The sequence below is a fragment of the Pseudoalteromonas sp. McH1-42 genome (assembly GCF_022347845.1).
In the GTDB taxonomy this organism is placed as follows: Bacteria; Pseudomonadota; Gammaproteobacteria; order Enterobacterales; family Alteromonadaceae; genus Pseudoalteromonas; species Pseudoalteromonas rubra_D.
This window is the reverse complement of the sequence record NZ_JAKRFU010000008.1, coordinates 151344-172620: the sequence shown is the minus strand read 5'-3', so window position 1 is coordinate 172620 and position 21277 is coordinate 151344. Positions and strand designations below refer to the sequence as shown.

Annotated in this window: 20 protein-coding genes; 6 read left to right on the top strand and 14 right to left on the bottom strand. The window is 48.1% G+C overall.

From position 1 onward, the window contains the following. Positions 1-81: 81 nt before the first annotated feature. Genes MHN31_RS08375 through MHN31_RS08355 form a run of 5 tightly spaced genes read right to left on the bottom strand, consistent with a single transcriptional unit; the run spans position 82 to position 6490 of the window. Positions 82-405 carry a gamma-glutamylcyclotransferase family protein gene (locus MHN31_RS08375; RefSeq protein WP_239444042.1) on the bottom strand — a complete coding sequence of 108 codons (324 nt, stop codon included), beginning with the start codon at positions 403-405 and terminating at the stop codon, positions 82-84. A gap of 22 nt (positions 406-427) precedes the next feature. Next, a complete protein-coding gene (locus MHN31_RS08370; RefSeq protein ID WP_239444041.1) occupies positions 428-1327 on the bottom strand; it encodes an AraC family transcriptional regulator in 900 nt (299 codons plus the stop codon). Between the two features lie 54 nt (positions 1328-1381). Then, positions 1382-4474, bottom strand: a complete 3093-nt coding sequence (locus MHN31_RS08365) for an efflux RND transporter permease subunit (protein WP_239444040.1) — start codon at positions 4472-4474, stop codon at positions 1382-1384. Next, entirely contained in the window at positions 4471-5613 is a 1143-nt protein-coding gene (locus MHN31_RS08360; protein WP_239444039.1) for an efflux RND transporter periplasmic adaptor subunit, read from the bottom strand. The genes MHN31_RS08365 and MHN31_RS08360 overlap by 4 nt, the downstream gene beginning before the upstream one ends. Then, positions 5603-6490 carry an ABC transporter six-transmembrane domain-containing protein gene (locus MHN31_RS08355; RefSeq protein WP_125559452.1) on the bottom strand — a complete coding sequence of 296 codons (888 nt, stop codon included), beginning with the start codon at positions 6488-6490 and terminating at the stop codon, positions 5603-5605. The genes MHN31_RS08360 and MHN31_RS08355 overlap by 11 nt, the downstream gene beginning before the upstream one ends. A gap of 315 nt (positions 6491-6805) precedes the next feature. On the opposite strand from MHN31_RS08355, the gene MHN31_RS08350 reads away from it, so the two are divergent. Together MHN31_RS08350 and MHN31_RS08345 are read left to right on the top strand one after the other, a co-directional pair. Then, positions 6806-8143 carry a hypothetical protein gene (locus tag MHN31_RS08350; protein ID WP_239444038.1) on the top strand — a complete coding sequence of 446 codons (1338 nt, stop codon included), beginning with the start codon at positions 6806-6808 and terminating at the stop codon, positions 8141-8143. Between the two features lie 8 nt (positions 8144-8151). Further along, a complete protein-coding gene (locus tag MHN31_RS08345; protein ID WP_125559448.1) occupies positions 8152-8421 on the top strand; it encodes a hypothetical protein in 270 nt (89 codons plus the stop codon). 57 nt (positions 8422-8478) lie between these two features. Here MHN31_RS08345 and MHN31_RS08340 read toward each other — a convergent pair whose 3' ends face one another. Together MHN31_RS08340 and MHN31_RS08335 are read right to left on the bottom strand one after the other, a co-directional pair. After that, complete coding sequence (locus MHN31_RS08340; RefSeq protein ID WP_239444037.1) at positions 8479-8913, bottom strand: GNAT family N-acetyltransferase; 435 nt, start codon at positions 8911-8913, stop codon at positions 8479-8481. 106 nt (positions 8914-9019) lie between these two features. Continuing rightward, entirely contained in the window at positions 9020-10042 is a 1023-nt protein-coding gene (locus MHN31_RS08335) for a M23 family metallopeptidase (protein ID WP_239444036.1), read from the bottom strand. Between the two features lie 175 nt (positions 10043-10217). Here MHN31_RS08335 and MHN31_RS08330 point away from each other — a divergent pair, with 175 nt between their 5' ends. Then, positions 10218-10988 (top strand): helix-turn-helix transcriptional regulator, encoded by a 771-nt coding sequence (locus MHN31_RS08330; protein ID WP_239444035.1) that lies wholly within the window; start codon positions 10218-10220, stop codon positions 10986-10988. 11 nt (positions 10989-10999) lie between these two features. Here MHN31_RS08330 and astB read toward each other — a convergent pair whose 3' ends face one another. Together astB and MHN31_RS08320 are read right to left on the bottom strand one after the other, a co-directional pair. Next, positions 11000-12337: an N-succinylarginine dihydrolase gene (gene astB / locus MHN31_RS08325; protein WP_239444034.1), complete on the bottom strand. Its 1338-nt coding sequence runs from the start codon at positions 12335-12337 to the stop codon at positions 11000-11002. A 349-nt stretch (positions 12338-12686) separates the two neighbouring features. Further along, complete coding sequence (locus MHN31_RS08320) at positions 12687-13673, bottom strand: zinc-dependent alcohol dehydrogenase family protein (protein WP_239444033.1); 987 nt, start codon at positions 13671-13673, stop codon at positions 12687-12689. 98 nt (positions 13674-13771) lie between these two features. On the opposite strand from MHN31_RS08320, the gene MHN31_RS08315 reads away from it, so the two are divergent. From MHN31_RS08315 to MHN31_RS24385, 3 genes are all read left to right on the top strand, one after another. After that, positions 13772-14665: a LysR family transcriptional regulator gene (locus MHN31_RS08315; protein ID WP_239444032.1), complete on the top strand. Its 894-nt coding sequence runs from the start codon at positions 13772-13774 to the stop codon at positions 14663-14665. A gap of 63 nt (positions 14666-14728) precedes the next feature. Then, positions 14729-15247: an RNA polymerase sigma factor gene (locus tag MHN31_RS08310; protein WP_239444031.1), complete on the top strand. Its 519-nt coding sequence runs from the start codon at positions 14729-14731 to the stop codon at positions 15245-15247. Continuing rightward, on the top strand, positions 15244-15600 hold the full coding sequence (locus tag MHN31_RS24385; RefSeq protein ID WP_343224681.1) for a DUF6768 family protein: 357 nt from the start codon (positions 15244-15246) through the stop codon (positions 15598-15600). The genes MHN31_RS08310 and MHN31_RS24385 overlap by 4 nt, the downstream gene beginning before the upstream one ends. Positions 15601-16000: 400 nt before the next feature. On the opposite strand, the gene MHN31_RS08300 is transcribed toward MHN31_RS24385, so the two are convergent. The 5 genes from MHN31_RS08300 to MHN31_RS08280 form a co-directional block, all read right to left on the bottom strand. Beyond that, positions 16001-16669 carry a flavin reductase family protein gene (locus tag MHN31_RS08300; RefSeq protein WP_239444029.1) on the bottom strand — a complete coding sequence of 223 codons (669 nt, stop codon included), beginning with the start codon at positions 16667-16669 and terminating at the stop codon, positions 16001-16003. A 62-nt stretch (positions 16670-16731) separates the two neighbouring features. Beyond that, on the bottom strand, positions 16732-18294 hold the full coding sequence (locus MHN31_RS08295) for a cryptochrome/photolyase family protein (RefSeq protein ID WP_239444028.1): 1563 nt from the start codon (positions 18292-18294) through the stop codon (positions 16732-16734). After that, positions 18287-18439 carry a DUF2256 domain-containing protein gene (locus tag MHN31_RS08290; RefSeq protein WP_082225421.1) on the bottom strand — a complete coding sequence of 51 codons (153 nt, stop codon included), beginning with the start codon at positions 18437-18439 and terminating at the stop codon, positions 18287-18289. The genes MHN31_RS08295 and MHN31_RS08290 overlap by 8 nt, the downstream gene beginning before the upstream one ends. A gap of 3 nt (positions 18440-18442) precedes the next feature. Continuing rightward, positions 18443-19894 carry a deoxyribodipyrimidine photo-lyase gene (locus MHN31_RS08285; protein ID WP_239444027.1) on the bottom strand — a complete coding sequence of 484 codons (1452 nt, stop codon included), beginning with the start codon at positions 19892-19894 and terminating at the stop codon, positions 18443-18445. Further along, a complete protein-coding gene (locus MHN31_RS08280) occupies positions 19891-21255 on the bottom strand; it encodes a DASH family cryptochrome (RefSeq protein WP_239444026.1) in 1365 nt (454 codons plus the stop codon). The genes MHN31_RS08285 and MHN31_RS08280 overlap by 4 nt, the downstream gene beginning before the upstream one ends. Positions 21256-21277: the final 22 nt, after the last annotated feature.

Below are 21277 nucleotides of genomic sequence, written 5' to 3'. Positions count from 1 at the left end.
CGGTTAATTAAACGTAGACTGAATTTTCGAAAAGTGTCAATTATTGACACGTTTGTCTGATCAGATTTAGCTACCCGCTCATTAAGCTAACGTATAAACATAAGCGGGTATTGTTTCACCATCGTCTAGCCGCACTTGCGCTATTACGCGTTTATAGTGCTCGCCTTCAAACTCATCGAGCCTCTGCCAGTGACTATCAAGCTCAGGTGAGCTAAACACCAAACCTGATACTTCTTCAGCGCTCGTGTCTAAAGTCAGGCCTGGATAACCTAACTCAGCTCCCCAACCCTGATTTTGCAAATGGCCGTTGACAAAACCAGGTTGCCACTGGCCGTTAAGCCCTGCGAGAATATGTTCGTTTGGACGGCCGGGTGCTAACGTTCCATAGACAAATAAACGCACCATTTTCTGCTCCTGCACTATCTAACTAAGTGATAACGGGGATCTGAAACTGCATCGTGATCCCACCATATTGCTCCAGATCCACCCCCTCGATCCACTCGATAAAATGACCCTCGGGATCAATCTTATATCCTGCCTGCTCTGCTTTTTCAAACAAAGTATGAAGTACCTGACTATAGGCTACATCCGACAAGAGGTAAGCCCGGCAACAAAAATAGTGGCCGCTTTTAATCAACGCACCATGGGGTTCATTTGGGCCGACTGATTTTGCAATCTGAGTCTCTATGGCCGACCAGCTTTTCTCCAGCTCGGTCGTCTTTGTAATACCTAGCAAGCCAACTGACTGCTCCCCATAATGATCCAGGATCTGATCCCAGTCAGAGGTATCACTGGGAACAGCTTTGACGTAACGCGTTTCAAAGTACTCGAGCGTACATGGCAGCGCTTCTGCCAACTGCTTTTCCAACGACTCTGAATCTCCCGGATGTGCCAGTTTATCCATCAAAACCTTAGTTTGTTGGGGCGTTGCCTGCTGTGCCATCAGGCGGATTGCTTTTGCTGTAGTCCCCAGCTCGCGCTTAAGCGCTTTAGCCAATGCCTGCGACGAAGCAAACCCACACAGCTGCGCAATGTCAGTAATAGACAGCGTTTCGTGATAGAGCAAATAGTAAACCGCATATTGCAGCCGGATCCGACTCAGGTATCGGCCAGGTGTTTCGTTGAATAGTTTGCTAAACTGGCGATGAAAATGGAAAGATGAAATGGCACTCTTTTGGGCTATTTTCTGCCAGCTCAAGCCCTCTTCTAACTTCTCATGCATCAACAATAATGCCTGCTCAAATCGTTTTCGCATATGCTCAGGTAGCGGCGCCAGCAAAGCAATTTCTGGCACCAGATTAAACGCGGGATCTTTGTCTGCTGACATACAGGCTCACAGGTTTTTCCGGGGCGATCACTATCGCCCAGGCCGTGCCCCAAGTCAACTTAGCGTGTGCGCCTCCTGTGCAGATTGCACCGCAGGCGAAGGCTTGCGATGAAACATGCCTAACAACACAGGGATTAAAAATAAGGTGATCAAAGTGGCAAATAGTTCTCCGAACACCAAAGATACCGCAGCAGGTTTTAAGTACTGTACCTGCTCAGACGTGCCAAATAACAAAGGTAACAAGCCACACACGGTAGTTATCGTGGTCAGAAAAATCGCCCGAAAACGACCGGTGCCAGCGTTGAGCAATGCCTGGGTTGGCGCAATACCTTGACGGTATTCAGTGTTAAAACGCGTTATCAGTACCAAAGCATCATTCACCACAATACCTGTCATAGCCATCATGCCAAACATAGACAGTAAGCTGACCGGCAGTTCCATGATAGCGTGGCCAAAAATAGCACCGGCAAACCCGAACGGAATCACAGCCATAATAATTAAGGGTTGCCAATAGGACTTCAGCGGGATCGCCAGCAACACGTAAATGAGTAGTAAAGTCAGTATAAGGGCAGCCTTAAACCCTTTATTGACCTCTTCTATTTCTTCATATTCGCCCGCTGGCTTAATGGTCACTTGTGGAAACTGGCTGGCAAGTTTATCAATGTCACTTTGCAACAGATCCAGCGTTTGCTCCGGCGATCCCACACCTCGATCCTGAGACCAGTATAGATTGATCACCCGCTCACGATCACGACGCTGCAACATCTGAGGCTCATGCTGATAATTCAGTTCAGCAACATCTCCTAGTGCAACACTCTGACCATCATCAAGCATTACGTGCATATCCAGTAGCTCATGTTCAGTTCGCACTGCATGCTGTGGGAAACGCAGTACAACTTTTAACTCCTGTGACTGATAAAGTAACCGATGTACTTCGCGCTCTCCCAAGGCATTAGCTACCAGTTCAGCTATCTGTGCTTGCGTCAATCCCAGCTTACGACCAAACGCATTCAGCCTGACCCGAATTTGCCGTTGTGCAGCCTGATAATCATCCCGGGTATCTTTTACGCCAGGCAATGTGGTTAAGGTCTCACGGAGTTGATCACTGATCTGCTTAGCTAAACGTCCATCAGGCGATGAAATAGCCAAAAAAGTCCCGCCCGCTGGTGGCTCAGCAGCACTGAAATGCTGCGCATAACTGCCCTCTATTATACCGGCTTGCTTGCGCCAGGTATTAGTTAATGTGTTTGCTGGTAGCGCATTTAACGCTTCCGATGACAGCTCAGCAGTGACCTCAAGGTCACCATAACCGTTGGACCAGGCTAGGATATTCTTCATCGGGCTTGTGCTCATACCATACTCGGCTTGTAGTGCCTGACTTGCTGCCTGTGCGCTCAGTTCAAGCTGACTTAGCGCCCGGACCTGTAAACCCAGAGGCGCTCCCTCTTCCAGTGTTACTTTGGCGGTCACATAACGACCCGGAATTTCCGGAAATAATGTACTGCGTATTGCACCACCAAGCCATAAACCATAAGCCAATATAAAAGCGGACAGAAAAACCACCAGGGTTGACCTTTTGTGTTTCAGGCTGAGGCGCAATGCGGGTTTATAGATATAATGTATGAAGTGACTCAGTGCCGCGCGCGCCTTGTTTTGGAAGCTTGCTATGAGTCCACTGCGGGTTCCCTGACGAGACATTGCGGCCAGGTGAGATGGCAGAATAAATTTACTTTCAACCAATGAAAAACACAGTGCCAGAATCACAACCGCTGAAAAGCCGGCAAACAGCTTTGCCAGATCATTGTTGATCCAAAGCATAGGTGAAAATGCCGCAATACTTGTAAGCACACCAAATACGGTTGCTACAGTGACGGACTCAACACCTGTGTATGCGGCCTGTTTATAATTTGAGTTACAACTTTGATGCTCATCAATCGCTTCACCGACCACAACGGCATCATCCACCAAAATGCCCAGTACCAGAATAAAGCCAAACAAAGTGATGTCATTCAGACTGTAATCAAGCAACTGCATACCATACAAGGTGCCACAAATAGCGACCGGTATACCGGCCGCGACCCAGAAAGCCAGCCTCAGATTTAAAAATATGCCCAGCAACAGGATGACGATTAACAGTCCCTGCCAGGCACTGTTGCCAAGGCGTTGTAACTGCTCTTCTATGTAGGGTGCCATATCAGCCATGGTGGTGATGGTGATATCCTCTGCAAGCAGAGGTTTAATTTCAACAAGGGTGTCACTTATCGCCTCGCTCACATCCAGTAAGTTGTCGCTCTGACTGGTGCTGACCATCAACGCGATACCTGGCATACCATTGTTACGCACGATAGCATCGCTTTGCTCATAGCCACGGCGCACAGTGGCAATTTCACCCAGGGTAACCTCACCAGAAGGGCCGTTGATCACTGGCAACTTTCTCAATTCGCTCAGCGCACTGATATAGCCATCACCACGCAGGGTAATGCGGCTTCCCTCATGTTTAAGTTGTCCACTACGTGTTTCAAGTGACGTCTGTGTTATCGTACTGGCAAGCTGTTCTATCGTCATGCCATACCGAAACAAAGTATCAGGTTCAGGCTCGATAAATAACCTTGGCTCGCGTGCGCCCCAGTTGCTGACGCTGGAAATATCCGGATGCTTTTTTAGTGCCAGCTCTACTTGCCTTGCTACCTGCTGCAATGCATCATCACTACGTGGGGCAGAGACAATGACAAACGCAGCAAGATTGGTAAATTCATCGCGTGTTACTATGGGCTTTTCTGCCTGAGCAGGAAAATGACTGATGGTATTCACCTGATTACGAATGTCTTCCAGCAACTTGTCATAATCTGCATCAGGCTTCTTACGTATCGTCACAGTTGATAACCCTGCCTGTGACTGACTGGTAATTTGTTTGATGCCTGCAATAGCACTGACTGACTCTTCAACACGCTGTGTAATGCTCTCATCAATTTGCCTGGCAGTACCACCCGGATAAACGACCTGAATACTAATACTGGACGGCGCAATCTGTGGAAATGACTCCACCCTGAGCTGACCAAATGCCAGCAGGCCGCCCGCGATAACCATTGCCATTAGCAAATTGGCCGCCACCGGGTTATTAATAAACCACTTACTTAGCCAGCTCATAGCGCCTCCAGTTTGTCAGCTATCCGAACCGTCTCGCTATATGGCTCAACACGTTTACCTGCCACCATGGAGGGCAATGTATAGCGAACCAACTGAAAGGCATCTGGCAGCTCTTCGTTAAGCGATACAATCATAGTGTCTGCTCTGACTTCCAAAGTAGTCACCGTTACTCGTCGTAACGTTTGCTGCTCTGTCACAACCCAAATTGCGCCATCGGGATCGACTGCACTCAGTGGCAATTCATATAAACCGTCTTGAGCTTTTAGCTCAAAACGCACGGTCACCTGTTGATTAGGCCTTAGCTGAATCATTTGTAGGTAAGGATTCGATATAGACAGCACCAGTGTGCGCTGACGCGTTGTTTCATTGATAAGCGGAGACAGATAACGAACAGATGCCGGCCACGTATCCCCGGTATAGCCACGCACGGTTATACGACCATCTTCGAGGTTGTCCATGACCCTGTTCCAGTCTCGCTGCGACAAAGGCACGTGAACATCCAGGCTATCACTGGCCACCAGTTCAAACAAACCCTGTCCAGCTTCGACCCACTCTCCCGGACTAACCAGGCGCTGCGTAATCAACCCATCATAAGGCGCCACAATAACAGCATCGTCGAGCAGTCGCTGCGCGCTGTGCACGCTGTGTTGCGCACGTTTTAGCTCAGCTCTGGCTGCGGCAATGTGGGGTTCCATTGTGGCAAATGCGCTGCTGCTTGCAGCAGTTCGCATCGTCTTAGCAACCGACTGTTCATGTAAGTGTCGCTGTAAATTAAGCTCTGCCTGTTTGAGTGTGCTCTGCGCATCATATAATTGCGACTCAAGTAAATGGGTGTCCAGCCGTGCCAGTACCTCGCCCTTTTGCACTAACTGACCTGGTTCGATTTCAAGATCCAGATAATCCACACGAGCACGGCTCGTTGCTCTTAGTTGCAGTGGCCAGCGCGCCTGAGAACTTGCCTGCACTGTTAAACTGGGAGTTTCTGCAGAGCGCTCTATCTCAAGTACAGATACGACGGGCAAGTGTACTTTCTGATTGTGTGAATTGGGTTCTTCTGATGTCATGAATACAACGGCTAGCAAGGCCAGCGTTAGTGTACTCGCAGCCGCAATTGCCGGGAAACGCTCTTTAAGCGTCATGGGTCACCTCCGTATGGGTTATTGAGCCAACTGGCTGATTAAGGCGTTGGCTGATCTCGCTCAGCCTTGATAGGGTTTGCAGTGTGACAGGCAGCATGATTGCTGTATCTACGAATTCAAGAGAATAAGTCACAATAGAAAATACCTGGCCAACACTGATATCGGGGAGCAGTTGCACCATCCATAAATTACTCAGTACAGCCGCAAACAACACTAGAAAAATCAAGCCATAAACCCAGGCTTCAGTGTCTGACAAACGGATTTCACATCGTTTAAGTCGCTCAAAATGCGCACTGATCGCACCAAGCGGTCGGTGACTCAATACCCAGACTTGCTGTTCAAGCTGATCGTTGAGCTTGCTATTCAAAACGCTAAAGCGATCATGAAACATAGCGTAGATGAGACACATTAACCCTGCGGCAAGTATCACGCTGTACGCTAAATAAAGATGAAAAGAAACCAGAATAACCACAGTGGCGATAAGCTGTATCACCGCCGTGAAAACGCCTGGTAAATCGTTTTCCAGAAAATCAACTAATTCACGTGACATGGTTAACCTGGCGTCTTTGACCGATACCGGCGCAGCACGAAATTTAAACGCCAACATTTCGGCCAGTTTGACCCGAATATCGCCAAATACACGGGTATCATAGAAGCGACGGATCACACTAATTACTACCAATGCCACCAGCACTAAAGCAAACCAGAACAAAGGAGCCAGTGACTGGTCAAGCACTCCATCGATGGCATAGCCAATAAACAAAGGAAGTAAGATCAAAAGAATGTTTTCTAAGATCACCATAGTCCAGGTAACAAGGATCTTAACTGGGTTGGTGCGAATAATCGCAGCAAAAGAAATTTTATTCAGGAGTTTCACAACGGGCTCCGCAAGTACTACAAAACTGACAGTCAGTTTGACAAATCAGGGCGGAAAAAAAGTGTCCCAGATTGCGCTTTTCTCCATGCGGGCCAAACATACCAAGTCACTACTTAAGTAAATTGCGAACAAAATGAACATATATTCCTACGCAGATTGACGATTCAACCGCAACGGACAGGACAAACAAAAAACAACGCAGTAACTTTAAATTGACATAAAATACACATATAGGTACAGTTTTCAATGAGAATTCGCTTTGAGTAAGCTGTTCAGTCGTTCAATTCTGATATTGTTAGTTAGCAAGGAATACATATGAAAAAAATGAAGCTATTAGTTATGGCGATCACTAGCGCTATATATACTGCTGGTGCGTCTGAAACACCTGAATTTGAAGTTACACATAGATTTGAGGCTAACACGCCTGCGCTCGCATCAGAAGTTAACGAGAACTTCGAAGAAATAGCAAACCAACTAAATATCAATATGGGTAATGTGAACGAGCTATCAGCTACGCAATTAACAACCCACAACAAATTAATTGCTGTAGAGAGCGAAACGGTAGAAGTGAAAGCGCGCATTGACTCCACTGCCGGTAGTGTAAATGAATTGGCCAATACTCAGTCCTCGTTCAGTGAGCAACTTGAAGCATTGAAAGCTGTCGTAGCCAATGGACCGGGTAATGAAGACTTCGCTGACTTAACACAGAGACTGTCTACTTTAGAAAGCGCGAGCACGCCCCTCATTGTCACCTCAGATAACCATGCAATGTATCAAAGCCAGTCAATAGATGAACGCTTTGCTATCATTGAAGGTAATCTAACCATTGAAGCGACTTACGATAAAACGCTCAAAGTTGATAACGGCATATTTTTGGGGGGCAGCTTTACGGGAAGTCCGGTGAGTGAAACTGAATCTCAGTTACCGACGTTGGAAATAGGCACTGACAGCGTCATTATTGGTGCGTCTTTTTCTAATCTCAAGCTGGAGGGCTCAAATATAACCTGTATAAGATGTACCTTCCGTGGTGATATTACATTCTCCAGTGGCATTAAGTTAGATCATTCGTTATTAGAGGACGTAGCCCAAAACACAGTGACATCAATTGAGCACATCACTAACTCCGATATAAGAAACTCACAGTTAACACGCGTAGAGAACATCGAGTCAAGTGACATCAAAGACTCGGTTATCGGCTCAACAGAACATTTAATTCAAGCTGTATTGTCAAGCAGAATCGACGACTCTGATATATACCTAAGTGGTAGACTACTCAACAATGTCCTCGACGATTCCTGGATTGAGGTTGGCAATCGACGAAATATCATTGCTAATAACATTTTCGATGATATGCAAAATGGGAAAAACGAGTACATTCATTTTAATCTCGGTATAAGCGGTTATCGTTACAACCTGCTATCTGGTAATGTCTTTGATGCCAGTTCATCTTCGCCCAGACATATTTTTATCAGTGGTGAGAACAGCTCACCACACAACATTATTGTTATTAAAGACAACCAGTTTATTAAAGCAAATACGGTATTAGAGGTAGACACCTCACAAGCAGCTAATATTGTTGTCAAAGACAATGAGCTTTATCAGACGTCGCTTAACTATGCAGGTTCAAATGTTACCGGAAACATAACGCTATAAGGAATGATATGAACTACAACCTATTATTCATCGTGGTCGTTGTAAGTTTGGTTGCGTCATGTGGGGGCTCTGGCTCTGATGAAAGTCAACAAGTTACACAAAAGCCTCCTAGCTCAGATAACACCACGACCAAACCTGATGAAACACCTCAGGGTGATGATAACAATGATGCTGATGAAACTGTGGAAGATGGGGATGACCCGGACGAGGGCAAAGCAACCATAACAATCGGCGCAAATTGGGATAAAACTAACTGGGATAAGTCAAACTGGAAGTAGTGTTCACCTACTGAATACAGGGCAGCTCAAGTATACTAACAGAGCTGCCCGCTGCTCTTACTTTTGACAAACCTGATAAATATCAGGGCGACAGATCTGCATCAAAATACTTGGGTCTTCCGGCGTCTCGAAACCAAATTGTGCATATAAACCATGCGCATCCTTGGTCGCCAGCATGACTCTGCGTAAGCCCTGAAGGTCCGGGTGTTGCATTATGGCTTCGACCAGCTGCTTACTCAGCCCTTTACCGCGATGTGCCTCCACGATAAATACATCCGCCAAATACGCAAACGTTGCCTTATCCGTGATCATTCGGGCAAACCCTACCTGCTCTGCCGTATCGGTATAGACACCAAAACACAAGGAATGCTCAATGGCCTGTTTCATCACTTCGCGGGGGATTTCCTTCGCCCAGTAGGAATCTGAAATAAAATCGTGAATGAGATCAAAGTTGAGTCGGTTAGGATCGCAACTAATTGTATAGGCCGGCATTTTATACTCCCTAAAAATGGTGACGTGATTAGTATCTGTTATCGCCCCATTAAACCTTTGACCCCAACACTAAAGCAAGCACTTAATTGAAAAGTGTGCAGACCAGTTAGCTTCTCTGGATCACCTGCATGCCACGGCTAAGGTGTACAGCGTCAGAACGCACGCCTTCACACTCAACCCCTGTGAACTTAACAGGTAACCCCATTGCCTCATAAATTTCTGGACGATCCTGGAGGTGAAAGTGTAAATGGGGCTCACTGGTAAAACCGTTAAAACCACATACACCCAGTAGCTCCCCTTGGCCAACACGGTCACCGGGTTTGACCGAAATTGACCCTTTTTTCAGGTGGGCATAAAAACCATATTCACCGGGTGCATGCCTGATCACAACATGATTGCCAGCAAAGTGACAACAAAGAAAGTCTATTAACCCAAACCCTGGCAGTGGCGCCTGAGCGACTCTATCAAACACCGAAATCACTTCCCCCGCTGCTGCCGCAACAATTGGCTGGTTAAAGCAATAATAATCCCGCACATTAAGGCCGTTATCTTTATGACGTGAATAAGTGTGATCGACCATCACAAAGTCCAGTGCATATCTTTGCGAGAGCACGTCCCAGGAGTGAGAGGTTGCAGGTGAGTTGCCGCCGTTGTAAACCAGCCAGCGACCTTCAAACGGCAAACGATACCCCACCTTATTTTTATATCCGGCAATGTCTGTTGCCCGTGTCGATACTCTTTTTCCAACCGACAGCTGACAAACAAGCAGTTTAACCTGTTGAAATAACAGTATAGGATTCAAAAGCGTCAGCGCCATAGAGGGAAGCGCCGTCAACACCATACCATAACGACCAAGGTATCGGTGAATGCCTGGACGAGGCCAGTTCATTCCAGGGTGTCGCTCACACTCTTCACCAAACTGAGTCGTAATATACCTTTTGATTAGCCAGGCACTGGCAAAATGAACAAAAAAGTACAAGCCTAACTTGGCTGTAACCGACAAACGGAACTGCCAGGCCCATTGACAGAGCAGCTGCACACCGATAGTTACGCATACAGCCATCACCATGGGGATCAGCCAGGTAAATGCAAATGCCTTGTGTCGGCTTGATGCTAACTCTTTGGCCATACTCTTTACTCCTTTGCCTGATATTCAATAAACTGCTTACTGCCTGGCTGACACTCTAGCCATCCATGCTAGTCGGCACAATGGTTCAACAATAACAAGTTATAAAGAACCATATTTTGATACTTAAATTTTTATATTGTGATACCTTGATGCTTATTACCCCGGAGTAACATGAATGACCAAGGAGCTGAACAAGCACGTCGTGAGGCGCTGTCTTGATAAAATTAAATCACAACTAAAAGCCAGGGAGTTAACCTACCTGGACGTTGCCGGGTTGTTTGACGTGTCAGAAAATACCGTTAAGAGAATGCTGAACCAGGATGACATCAGCCTGAACCGGCTGTTAACACTGGCAGAACTATGCGACTTGGACGCCGCGGAACTACTGGATAAGAGTGTAAAAGATACACCTGCACACACCTACTTTACGGCGCGCCAGGATCAGGCCTTTGCAAAACATCCACATTTGTTAAGCTATTTTTCCCGGCTGTTTTATCACCAGCAAACAGTAGAGCATATTGCCACCGAGTTTAATTTGAGCGTGCTTTCCAGTTACCGATATTTACGGGCGCTTGAGGATATTGAGCTTTTGACATTACACCCCAATAACCAATTCAAATTTTTAGTACGCCCGCCATTGGGGTTTGCCCCAGACAGTCTCGTAATAAAGCAGTCTGTCTGTAAACACATGACACAAACACTCGATGCTGTTATGGCCCCGACCAGTACACCAGAGCATCATGTTTTAATTAAGCCAATGAAGATGCCGCCCAAACTAAGGGATAAAATGTGGCAGGAATTACAAGATAGCGTCAGCAAATACGCCCACATAGCAGAGCAGGACTTTGCGCAGCACAGCGAGCAACCTGATTTTCAGATCACTCTGGTTATGCATCCGCTCAATACCGACGTATTTAATGAAGCCCCCATCATTGCGTTGGACTAGCGCCCTTGGGCTTATTCTTGTTGAAACGGGTAAATGGCGCCCAGCTTCAGCAGCTGCGTTAGTTCATCCAGCGCCTGCTGACTCTCAGTTAACAAATTGGGATCAGCCAGGTCGGCCTCACTCAGCCTGTCGCGGTAATGTTTGTTTATCCAGTCTCTTAAGCGCTGATAGGTGTGTTCATCCAGCAAGCATGCCTGATTCACCGCATTGAGTTCCTGCTCCGATAAAGTCACTCTCAATCGCAAGCACGCCGGTCCACCACCGTTTTGCATACTTTGCTTGAGATCCATATATATTACTTCGCTGATCGGGTTGCTGGCCTGACACAGCGCCGACAAGTATTGCTCAACTTTCCCCACAGTCTGACATTCCCCCGGCGCTATGATGGCCATACCGCCTGAAGGTAAGCTGACCAGCTGGCTGTTAAAGATGTAGCTTTTTACCGCTTCTTCAACGCTGATATCGGCATTTTTTACCTCAATAAGGTGAAGTGGCCTGTCACCCCGATATGCCGAGTTTATCTGTTCAATCACCTTTTGCTGCTGATAAAAGGCCTGCTCATGAAACAGAAAAACATTCTCATTGCCTATGGCTATGACATCGTTATGAAACACGCCCTGATCGATCACTTCAGGATTCTGTTGAATAAATAAGGTGCTCTGTGGGTCGAGCTGGTGACTTCGCGCAACCGCTTCAGACGCTTGGAGAGTCTGTCGCGCGGGGAACAGCTGCGGCTTGACCTGAGTCTGAGCATCTTCACCGTAAACAAATAACGCCAGCCCCTGATGTCCGTAGCTGTCAGCCAGTCGTGTATAATTAGCTGCACCTTCATCTCCAAACATCGGATGCTGAGGCAATGCGTCATGATGGCTGAAATAGTCATTGTGGTTAAAAATACTTTTTAAAATCTGGCTGGTCTGAGGCGCTTCGATAGCCCGGTGCAATTTATTGTTTAAGTTTGCAGGCGTAAGATGCAATTTGCCATCCGCGCTATCGCAACTGGGTGATACCGTCGCCGCATTCGCAGTCCACATCGAAGACGCCGAGTAACAGGCTTTGAGCAACTGAGGCTGCGTTTTTGCGGCCTGGCTGATCACCTCTGCATCCGTACCACTAAACCCACATACCCTGAGGGTACGCAGATCCGGACGAGCATTAGGCGCTATGACGCCCTGGTGTAAACCAAGCTGAACGAGGTGCCACATTTTTTCGAGCCCCTGTAATGCCGCCTGTTTAGGGTTGGAAACTTTGTTGGCATTGGATTTGGATGCTACATTGCCATAAGACAATCCCGCATAATTGTGTGTTGGGCCGACCAGGCCATCAAAATTTACTTCGTAATAGTTCATGTTGCCCCCTTTTGGTGCAGAGCGCCTTTGTTTTGCTGAGCATTGCACCAGTTTGGTTATTCTTGTTCTGTTTTCAACTAAGAGAATGAAATAAAAAATTAATAATATTCATAAGGTTACTATTATGCCTGTGCACGTTAGCTCAAAGATAACTTCAAAACCTGTGCCAGCAGACAAAACTTCTATAAGTTAGTAGTAATTCAATCAATATGACAAAAATTTGAGCGTGAAATGACAAAAAGAAAACAATCGTGTGGGGGCAATTAAATTAACTGTTTTAAGTACAGGCTGAATGCGATACATCACACTCAGCCCTGAGGTCATTTAGAAATGAAGCGCTAAACGCGTATTAAACATCAATCACCACTTTGCCCATCGCCTGACCACTTTGCAGCCGCGCATGCGCCAGACCTGCCTGCGACAACTCAAAACCTTGTTCATCCAGTACAGGTACCAGTGCCCCGGCTTCAACTATCGTTGTCAGGGCATTCAGGATCTGCTGATGATCTTCACGCTTATGGTTATGCAGCATAGGGATCAGCATAAAGACCACATGCAAAGACAGTCCTTTAAAGTGCGCCACTGACAAGTCAAGATCCACCATAGCCACAGTTGAGGCGACATGACCGTTCAATGCTGCGGCTTCGAACGAGTTGGCCATATTGGCGCCGCCTACTGAGTCAAAGACCACATCGAATCCTCTGCCCTCGGTATGGGTAGTCACATAGTCTGCAACTTGTTCGGTTTTATAGTTAATCGGTACCGCGCCCAGGCGACTGATCAGCTCAAGTTGGGCATCGCCGCCACCGGTCGAGTATACTCGTGCACCAAAGTGCTTAGCTAGTTGCACAGCAACGTGTCCAACACCGCCAGAGCCGCCATGTACCAGCACTTGCTGGCCAGCCCCTATCCCGGCCCGTTGCAGCCCTTCATAAGCCGTGATCCCTACTAAAGGCAAAGCAGCCGCTTCTCGCATGCTCAGATTACCGGGTTTACGCGCAATGAGTCGGGCATCGGCCAACATAAATTCCGCCAGTGCGCCTTGTAAGTCAGCCAGACCACCGGCACACCCGTAGACTTCGTCTCCTACGGCAAAGTCCGTTACACCCTCTCCAACTTCAACCACGGTACCCGCAAAGTCCATCCCGAGTACGGCTGGTAAGGCTGGTGACAAAGGTAAGGCTTCGCCCATGGTACGGATCATCGTATCAACCGTGTTGACGCTGCTTGCCGCTACTTGCACCAGAACGTGACCTGCCGTCACTTGAGGTTTAACTACCTCCGTTAAGGTAAACACCGCCTCTTCACCGTATTGATTTAACACCATTGCTTTCATAATTATGCTCTCCTGTATTGATGACTAAAACTATACTTGCCTTTTTATTTATTGATAATAGACTGAATTTAATAATCACTTTATACATTTTGTTAATAATGAACATTGAGCATCTCAAGTTGTTTGTGCGCATCGCTGCCACCTGTAACATTAGCCAGGCAGGCTTGGATCTGGGGTTGTCAGCCGCTGTCGCAAGCAGCCATATTAGTAAGCTCGAAACCGACCTCGGGGTCAGACTGCTACATCGCACAACACGCAAAGTGTCTTTAACCGAAGAAGGGCTGGCGTTTTTGCCCCATGCCGAAGATGTGTTGAATGGGGTCGAGGCCGCGCGAGCCGCCATTGGCGCCGGCAGTACAAAGCCTAGTGGAACGCTGAGGTTAACCATGCCAGCATCCTTTGGCAGAATGCATATCTTGCCGGCCCTGCCCGGCTTTTTTGCCCGGTATCCGGAAATTAAACTCGACCTGAAGCTATCCGACACCATTTCCGATTTGGTCGAGGGCGGCTTTGATCTCGCAATACGAAATAGCGCACTCAAAGACTCTACGCTGGTTGCCAAAAAACTGACCACAGACACCCGATTACTCTGCGCCTCACCGGATTATCTTGCCAAAAATGGGCATCCGGAACACCCAAGAGATCTGTTGGAACATGCCTGTATTACCCTGGCCGGGTTGGAACATTGGTCCTTTCAGACGCCTCAAGGTCATCAAACCATTAAAGTGCAAGGTCAGCTACGTGCTGATAACGGAGACGCCGTCAGAGAGGCCTGTCAACTGGGGCTCGGGATCACCATTAATTCCCGCTGGAGTGCCTATAAAGCATTGCGTTCGGGTCAACTTGTTGAGGTATTGCCTGACTATCCGCTCGAATCTAATACTGCTATCTGGCTGGTGTACCCCAGCTCCCGATTATTAGCGCCCAAAGTGCGCGTTTTTATCGATTACCTGGTGAGCTACTTTGGTGAAATCCCCTATTGGGAAAAATAATTTGCTGCGCGTGAACCTTTTTACATGCTGCGCCGTCTTGTAAGAAAAGCCCAAAGGAATAGCATGGAACCATCAAAGGCCGCATTACTGGTATTGTCTGCCCAACAGGGTAACCGGCGTGCGTTCGAAACCTTATGCGAAGCGTTTTATCAGCCAAGCTGGCGGTTTGCGATGAAGCTCAGTGGCCAAAGTGCCAGTGCCGATGATATCTGCCAGGATGTCTGGACTAACATCGCCAAAAAGCTCAATCAGCTCAAAGAGCCCAGTGCATTTCGTGCCTGGGTGTTCCGCGCCATTTACCGTCGCTTTGTCGATCTTAAACAGGCAGAACATCGTTTCGAAGAGACCCATCCGACGCAGGCATTCGAGACACCGGATCTGGATACCTCGCTGAGTATCCTGACGCTGATAAACCGGCTGGCCGATGAAGAGCGCCACTGTGTGTACTTATTTTACTTAGAGCAAATGTCACTCAGAGACATTGCCAATATATTGGATGTCCCTCAGGGCACCGTTAAATCAAGATTAAACCGCGCACGGGCACAATTGCGTGCCATGGTTAACGAGGAGCAAACAGCATGAATTTAGACAAAGAAATAAGTAAAGCATTACAGCAAGAACAAAATCAGATAGATCCCATTCTTGCTCACGAAAAAGGCCTATTCACTATGCTGGGTAACGTGTATCAGGGCAATACCCGTTTCTGGGTGATCCTGGCTTCAATCAGCGCCCTGCTGATCACCATCGGCTTTGTGTACAGCGGCTATCGGTTTTATATCGCCACCGCAGTCATGGATCAGGTATTCTGGGCTGTATGGTTTATCGCCGGATTGCTTGTACAGATCGCCACCAAACTTTGGATTTTCATGGAAATGAATCGTCAGAGTGTCCTCAGAGAAATAGCGCACCTGGCAGTAAGACTTCAAGCCAAATAATTGTCGGGCCCTGCCTTTAGCGCGAAACTGTAGGCGGGGCCTATCACATACTACTTTGCCAAATACGCTGGCATCAACTTCAAGACAGTGCAATCCATCAGGTCTCGATATCACGGCATCACTGCATCGCTTTTCACGCACCACAGGCTGACCGTTGGGTTCAACCCGGTAACGTCCGCCTTTACACAGGGCGAGTGCTTTATTGTGCCAGCGCGCCAACAACGAAGTGGTGTCGTCTTCAGAGCCGGACACTGACACAATATAAACACCAGCCTCTTGGGTATCGGTTACCGCTATCTTTGGCCCGGCCAGTGCCACACATTTGAATGACACAACCAGAGCAACGGCCATCCCATGTGCCATCTTTTTTAATGTCAGTGCCTCTTTGATCTTAAAATCCTTATTCACGCTCAGTGATTTGCTCCCCATCCAGATTGAGTTGTCTGGGTGGGTGCTCAGGCTTGGCGTAGCTCAGTCGGCCAAGCCTTCGTGTTTCATGATAACTATCCAGTCCGGAAATGGCCACGGTATTCAAAGACTCAATGTCGATGTAGCCATCCGCTTTAATGCTATCTTGCGGCAGTTGAATATCAATGATCTCTCCGATCACTAAGATAGTGCCATTGATCTCCAGTTTCTGTACTTCTCGTAATGCCAGAGCAAATTTCAACTGACTTTGTGCCACATAAGGCGCTGTGATGCCATCAACCTGCTGCATGTCCAGTCCGACCTCTGAAAACTCAGACACGCCCGGGGCGTAGCGCGCCGAGGTTTGGTGGGCTTGCTGCCAGATAGTCGAATTAACATGGTTTAGCGTGTAATGACCAGTGGCCCGGAGATTGCTCAGTGTATCTCTGGGCACTGTATCAGGGCGGATGATCATGCCTATCAGCGGCGGATTTGCACCGATATGAAAGACCGAGCTGACGATTGCCAGATTAGGGTTACCTTGTGTATCCTGGGTACCGACCAGATTGGCACTTTTAAATCCAGACAAGCTGTTTATCAGTCGTGCCCTTTCCCGCTCTTGCATATTGGCTATGTCTTCCCGGCTGAGCTGTTTGATCATCTGTATAAATTCCTCATTTTTAGCTGTTTCTGTGTGCTGTTACGTTTGTTTTGACGTCAGTATTAAAGCTGTTCGATATGGTCGAGCAAGTATCGAGCGCGTGTGAGCACGGCCTGCTTATCTTCATCAGACTTTTTCAGCCAGTTGCTGTACACCATTTTTGTACGCGGGTTACTGGCGAATTGCGTATGGTGCTGCTGCATAAAATGCCAATACAAGGCGTTAAGCGGACAAGCTGACTCAGAAACCGTTTCAGTCACTTTGTAAGCACAGTCGCCGCAGTAGTCACTCATTTTTTTAATGTAGTTTCCGCTGGCTGCGTAAGCCTTGGAGCCAACAATGCCCCCATCGGCAAACTGGCTCATACCCCGGGTGTTTGGCATTTCCACCCACTCTATGGCGTCGATGTAAATCCCCAGGTACCAGGCGTCCACCTGATCTGGGTCTATGCCAGCCACCAGACAGAAGTTGCCGGTGACCATCAAGCGTTGAATATGATGGGCATAAGCAAAGGTCAGAGATTGTGTGATAGCGTGACTGAGACAGCGCATTTTGGTCTCGCCCGTCCAGAACCAGGCAGGCAAGCTGCGTGTGGCCTGCAAATGATTGAGCTCAGCATACTTTGGCATATTGGCCCAATAAATGCCCCTGACAAACTCGCGCCAGCCTATGATCTGGCGCACAAATCCCTCTATTTGTGCCAGGCTGATGGCACCCTGAGACTGCTCAAATGCCGCAATCGCTGCATCTACCACCACTTTAGGGCTGAGAATTTTGGCGTTAATGGCAAATGATAAGCGAGAATGATACAAACTCCAGCCCCGATCTTCACCCAGCTCAATCAGTTTGCCTGTCATGGCATCCTGAAAGCGCCCGAATGACGGTAAACAATGCTGGCAGAAAAACGTCAGTAACGACTTCGCCTGCACACGGTTAACGGGCCACAGCAGATGCTCATCTGCCTGCCCCATGGTTTTAACCTGATGCCGCTTGAGCCGCGCCAAAATATCACCAACATCGTTAGCAAACACCAGCGGCTCAGGTATCTCAGCAAGATCGGCCGCTTTTAGCTTGTTGCGGTTGTCACTATCGAAATTCCATTGTCCGCCAAGCGGTTCTCCATCAACCATAAGCACATTAAACTCACCGCGCATCTTGCGGTAGAAATGCTCCAGCCGATGCCGTTTATCGGGCTTAAAGTAACTGCTAAGCTGCTCATTAGCCAGATAGAAATGTTCAGTATCATAGACACTCGAAGTAACTGACAGCGTGTCACTAAACTGTGCCAACTGAGTGCGTAACCGATATTCATCCGGCAACTGATAGGCAAAGTGACCTATGTTGTGTTCCCTGAACAGGTGGGTCAGCAGCTCAGGTAGCGATGCAAAGTCCCGCGTATCATCCAGTGTCAGATGTAATACATGGTGCCCAGCCGACTCAAGTGCCTGTGCGAATGCTTTCATTGCAGCAAAAAACGCGCATATTTTCTGGATATGGTGCCGAGTGTAATTGGTCTCCTGATGCAGTTCGGCAATAACATAAAGTACCTCATCGGACTTTTCTGTATACCAGCTATGACCTGCATTAAGCTGATCGCCCAGGATCAATCTAAGTTGTTTACTCATGTGTTTCTCTGTTTTTTTGCCTGTTGCCCGCACACCGTTTGGAGCAATATTTCACATTGGGCCAGTCTCGTTGCCATTTTTTGCGCCAGGAAAAAGGACGCAGGCAAACCGGGCAGGTTTTTTCTGGTAACCGGGATTTCTTCATACCTTAGCTCGGACGTACGTGTCGTTTCAGTATCCGCTGGGCTTCTTTTTTCACTTGAGGCCTTTTGCGCCATTGCCACAGTAACTCCTGCGCAGCTTTATAGCTTAGCTTTAAGTCGACAATGGGTTCAGGATAATCCTCACCAAGCACCACGCCATACATTAGCTGCTCCATCGGCGACAGCTCCCAGGGTTTATGAACCAAAGGAGCTGGCACATCTTTGAGTGCCGGTAACCAGGTTTTGACGAACTCTCCTTGCGGGTCTTTTTCTTCGCCCTGCTTAACCGGACTATAAATGCGAATGGTGTTAATGCCTGTCACACCTGCCTGCATCTGAAACTGGCTGTAGTGAATACCCGGTTCGAAATCTAAAAAGACCCGGGCAAGATGCGCAACACCCAAACGCCAGTCAAGTTCTAGGTGATGGCATAAGAAGCTCACCAGCATAGCGCGCATACGGAAGTTGATGTAACCCGTGGCGATCAGGCACCGCATACAAGCGTCCACCATAGGAATACCAGTGTTCCCCGTTTCCCAGGCAACCAGCCTTTGTTGGGCTTCCTCCCCGGTGCAGCGAGGCAAGAGATCATAACCCCGATTAATGTGCCGAAACTCCATATCACATTCGCTTTCGAACTTCTGAATGAAATGACAATGCCAGTGCAGCCTGGAAGAAAAGGCCACCAGAGTGCGACGCCAACCCACCATTTGCCAGTGAGCTAGCACACTCTGGTACACCTGACGCAAACTGATATTGCCCCAGGCCAGATAAGCAGACATACGCGAACACGCCTGCTGGCTGAGTAACGGGCTGGATAAACTATAGGCATACCCTTTACCTCGTCCCTGGTAGAACTCGGCTAAAATACGGTGTGCCTGAGTTTCACCACCTGGCTGAAAAGTTCCCGGCGGTGCATAAAAGCGTTGTTGAATATCGCTCAGTTGTGCACATCTCGTGTCTGGTGAAAACCAATTTACTTGTGACAAATCAGGATCAGCACAGCGTTCACGCATAGTTTTTTGCCATCGCTTATCCCAATTTTGCCGCTGTCTAAGCCCTCTTAATACTGCGCCACAACGAGACTCAACCCAGTTAATCTCCATCGCCGCGCACCAGGTTGCGACTGCCTTGTCCCGTTCAAACGTGTTCGCCAGACCGATTTCCTGATGAGAGTACAGTCCGGCGATTTGGTAGGTCTCGTGGACCTGCTGTAAAGCGTTTAATGCTGGTTTGTCCGATACCCATAAAGACCCGTGCGGAACCCGCCCATTGATGTCCTGTAAAGACTGCAAAACAAACTGCCAATGGCGAGCCGAATAATGCGGGTCGTCCAGTAACATGGGTTCAAAGCAATATAAGAGTAGTACGGGATGACCGCTTTGAATGGCCTGACACAAAGGCGCGTGATCGGATAACCTTAAATCACGCTTGAGCCAGACGACCGCCACACTCATACGTCTTCCTCAGCAAATGTGGGCCAGTCTGCTGCATCCACACTATCCACAGATGAAACGCCCTGCTCACCGCGCCACTTTTGCACGAACAGACCCTGCTCGTCATACAATTGAACCTGTTTTTCAATATTAAAATGGCGCCCACCACGCGGGTCGACACCCACCCCAGCTATATACTGCCAATTGCCCCAGTTTGAAGCGACATCATGATCGAGCAACTGCTGCTGGAAGTAGGCAGCACCATAACGCCAGTCCAGCCCCAGTTCATTCACAAAGTAACTCGCAGCAATTTGCCTGCCCCGGTTTGACATGTATCCCGTTTCATTAAGCTGATTCATCAGTGCATTCACCAAAGGCGCAGACGTATTGCCCTGACACCAGCGCGTATAACGTTCAGGCATAAAAGTGGTTAGGGGTTTAGATTTGGCCAGCCCCTGAAATCGAAAAAGTTGCGGCCCAAGCTTTAGGCAAAGCCACTGGAAATATTCACGCCACAGCAGTTCAAACTTGATCCAATAGGTCGACTCGTTCGCTACAACCTGTTTTTCAAATGCTTCTGTCGCCCACCAAACCTGGCGCGGCGACAGATTACCTAACGCCAGATAGGGACTCATTTTGGTTGAGTTGAGCCAGCCATCCAGCGCGTTGCGGGTTTCTTTGTATCTGCGGGCCACACCACTGTCGAAGTAATCCCTAAGATGAGCTTGCGCGGCTTCCTCCCCGGCGGGAAAGTCCAGTGGCACTCTGGTTTCAGTCAACCGATCCTGGCGCTGTGCGTGCCACTGATGCAATATGCCCTGCTCGTTGGCACTGCTTGCTGTGATAAGGGGGGCAGGTAATCGCGATGGGTCGAAGCGACACGATGTTACTACCGACAGAGGCGCTTTTTCTACGCGTTTTCTGAACTGAGTAAAGTTACCTAAATCGCGACTTACAGTTTGTATCTGGGTGTGTTCAAACAAAGTATGCTGCCAGAAGCTGTGCAACGGGACAGACCCCAACTCGCTGCGCATTTTTTGCACGGATTTGCGTTCATAAAGCCCTACCTGTTCGGCGCAAATCACCTGATCTATCTCGTGTTTCGCTACCAGGTGTGGCAAAACCTGATGTGGTTCACCTTCAACAACCAACAAACTATGACCGCAGCTTTGTAGTTGGCTGCTGAGTGTTAACAGTGAATCAGCAATGAATGTTGCCTGCCTGTCACCGAGCAACTTGCAATGATAGTTAGTCTGTATGCGATACCTTGGGTTTATCACATACACAAACAGAATGCGATCACTGTTTTGAGTGGCAAAATCGAGTGCCAGATTATCATCCAGCCTGAGGTCTTGAGTAAACCAGTAAAGCGTTCTTTTCACGCGCAGCCCTGTCGGATTATTA

Excerpts from the sequence above, each read along its gene's own strand:
- astB (WP_239444034.1), bottom strand. The coding sequence starts at position 12,337 with ATGAACTATTACGAAGTAAATTTTGATGGCCTGGTCGGCCCAACACAC.
- MHN31_RS08320 (WP_239444033.1), bottom strand. The coding sequence starts at position 13,673 with ATGAAAGCAATGGTGTTAAATCAATACGGTGAAGAGGCGGTGTTTACC.
- MHN31_RS08310 (WP_239444031.1), top strand. The coding sequence starts at position 14,729 with ATGGAACCATCAAAGGCCGCATTACTGGTATTGTCTGCCCAACAGGGT.
- MHN31_RS08365 (WP_239444040.1), bottom strand. The coding sequence starts at position 4,474 with ATGAGCTGGCTAAGTAAGTGGTTTATTAATAACCCGGTGGCGGCCAAT.
- MHN31_RS24385 (WP_343224681.1), top strand. The coding sequence starts at position 15,244 with ATGAATTTAGACAAAGAAATAAGTAAAGCATTACAGCAAGAACAAAAT.
- MHN31_RS08340 (WP_239444037.1), bottom strand. The coding sequence starts at position 8,913 with ATGCCGGCCTATACAATTAGTTGCGATCCTAACCGACTCAACTTTGAT.
- MHN31_RS08335 (WP_239444036.1), bottom strand. The coding sequence starts at position 10,042 with ATGGCCAAAGAGTTAGCATCAAGCCGACACAAGGCATTTGCATTTACC.
- MHN31_RS08285 (WP_239444027.1), bottom strand. The coding sequence starts at position 19,894 with ATGAGTGTGGCGGTCGTCTGGCTCAAGCGTGATTTAAGGTTATCCGAT.
- MHN31_RS08295 (WP_239444028.1), bottom strand. The coding sequence starts at position 18,294 with ATGAGTAAACAACTTAGATTGATCCTGGGCGATCAGCTTAATGCAGGT.
- MHN31_RS08290 (WP_082225421.1), bottom strand. The coding sequence starts at position 18,439 with ATGAAGAAATCCCGGTTACCAGAAAAAACCTGCCCGGTTTGCCTGCGT.
- MHN31_RS08315 (WP_239444032.1), top strand. The coding sequence starts at position 13,772 with ATGAACATTGAGCATCTCAAGTTGTTTGTGCGCATCGCTGCCACCTGT.
- MHN31_RS08360 (WP_239444039.1), bottom strand. The coding sequence starts at position 5,613 with ATGACGCTTAAAGAGCGTTTCCCGGCAATTGCGGCTGCGAGTACACTA.
- MHN31_RS08330 (WP_239444035.1), top strand. The coding sequence starts at position 10,218 with ATGACCAAGGAGCTGAACAAGCACGTCGTGAGGCGCTGTCTTGATAAA.
- MHN31_RS08370 (WP_239444041.1), bottom strand. The coding sequence starts at position 1,327 with ATGTCAGCAGACAAAGATCCCGCGTTTAATCTGGTGCCAGAAATTGCT.
- MHN31_RS08350 (WP_239444038.1), top strand. The coding sequence starts at position 6,806 with ATGAAAAAAATGAAGCTATTAGTTATGGCGATCACTAGCGCTATATAT.
- MHN31_RS08300 (WP_239444029.1), bottom strand. The coding sequence starts at position 16,669 with ATGATCAAACAGCTCAGCCGGGAAGACATAGCCAATATGCAAGAGCGG.
- MHN31_RS08345 (WP_125559448.1), top strand. The coding sequence starts at position 8,152 with ATGAACTACAACCTATTATTCATCGTGGTCGTTGTAAGTTTGGTTGCG.
- MHN31_RS08375 (WP_239444042.1), bottom strand. The coding sequence starts at position 405 with ATGGTGCGTTTATTTGTCTATGGAACGTTAGCACCCGGCCGTCCAAAC.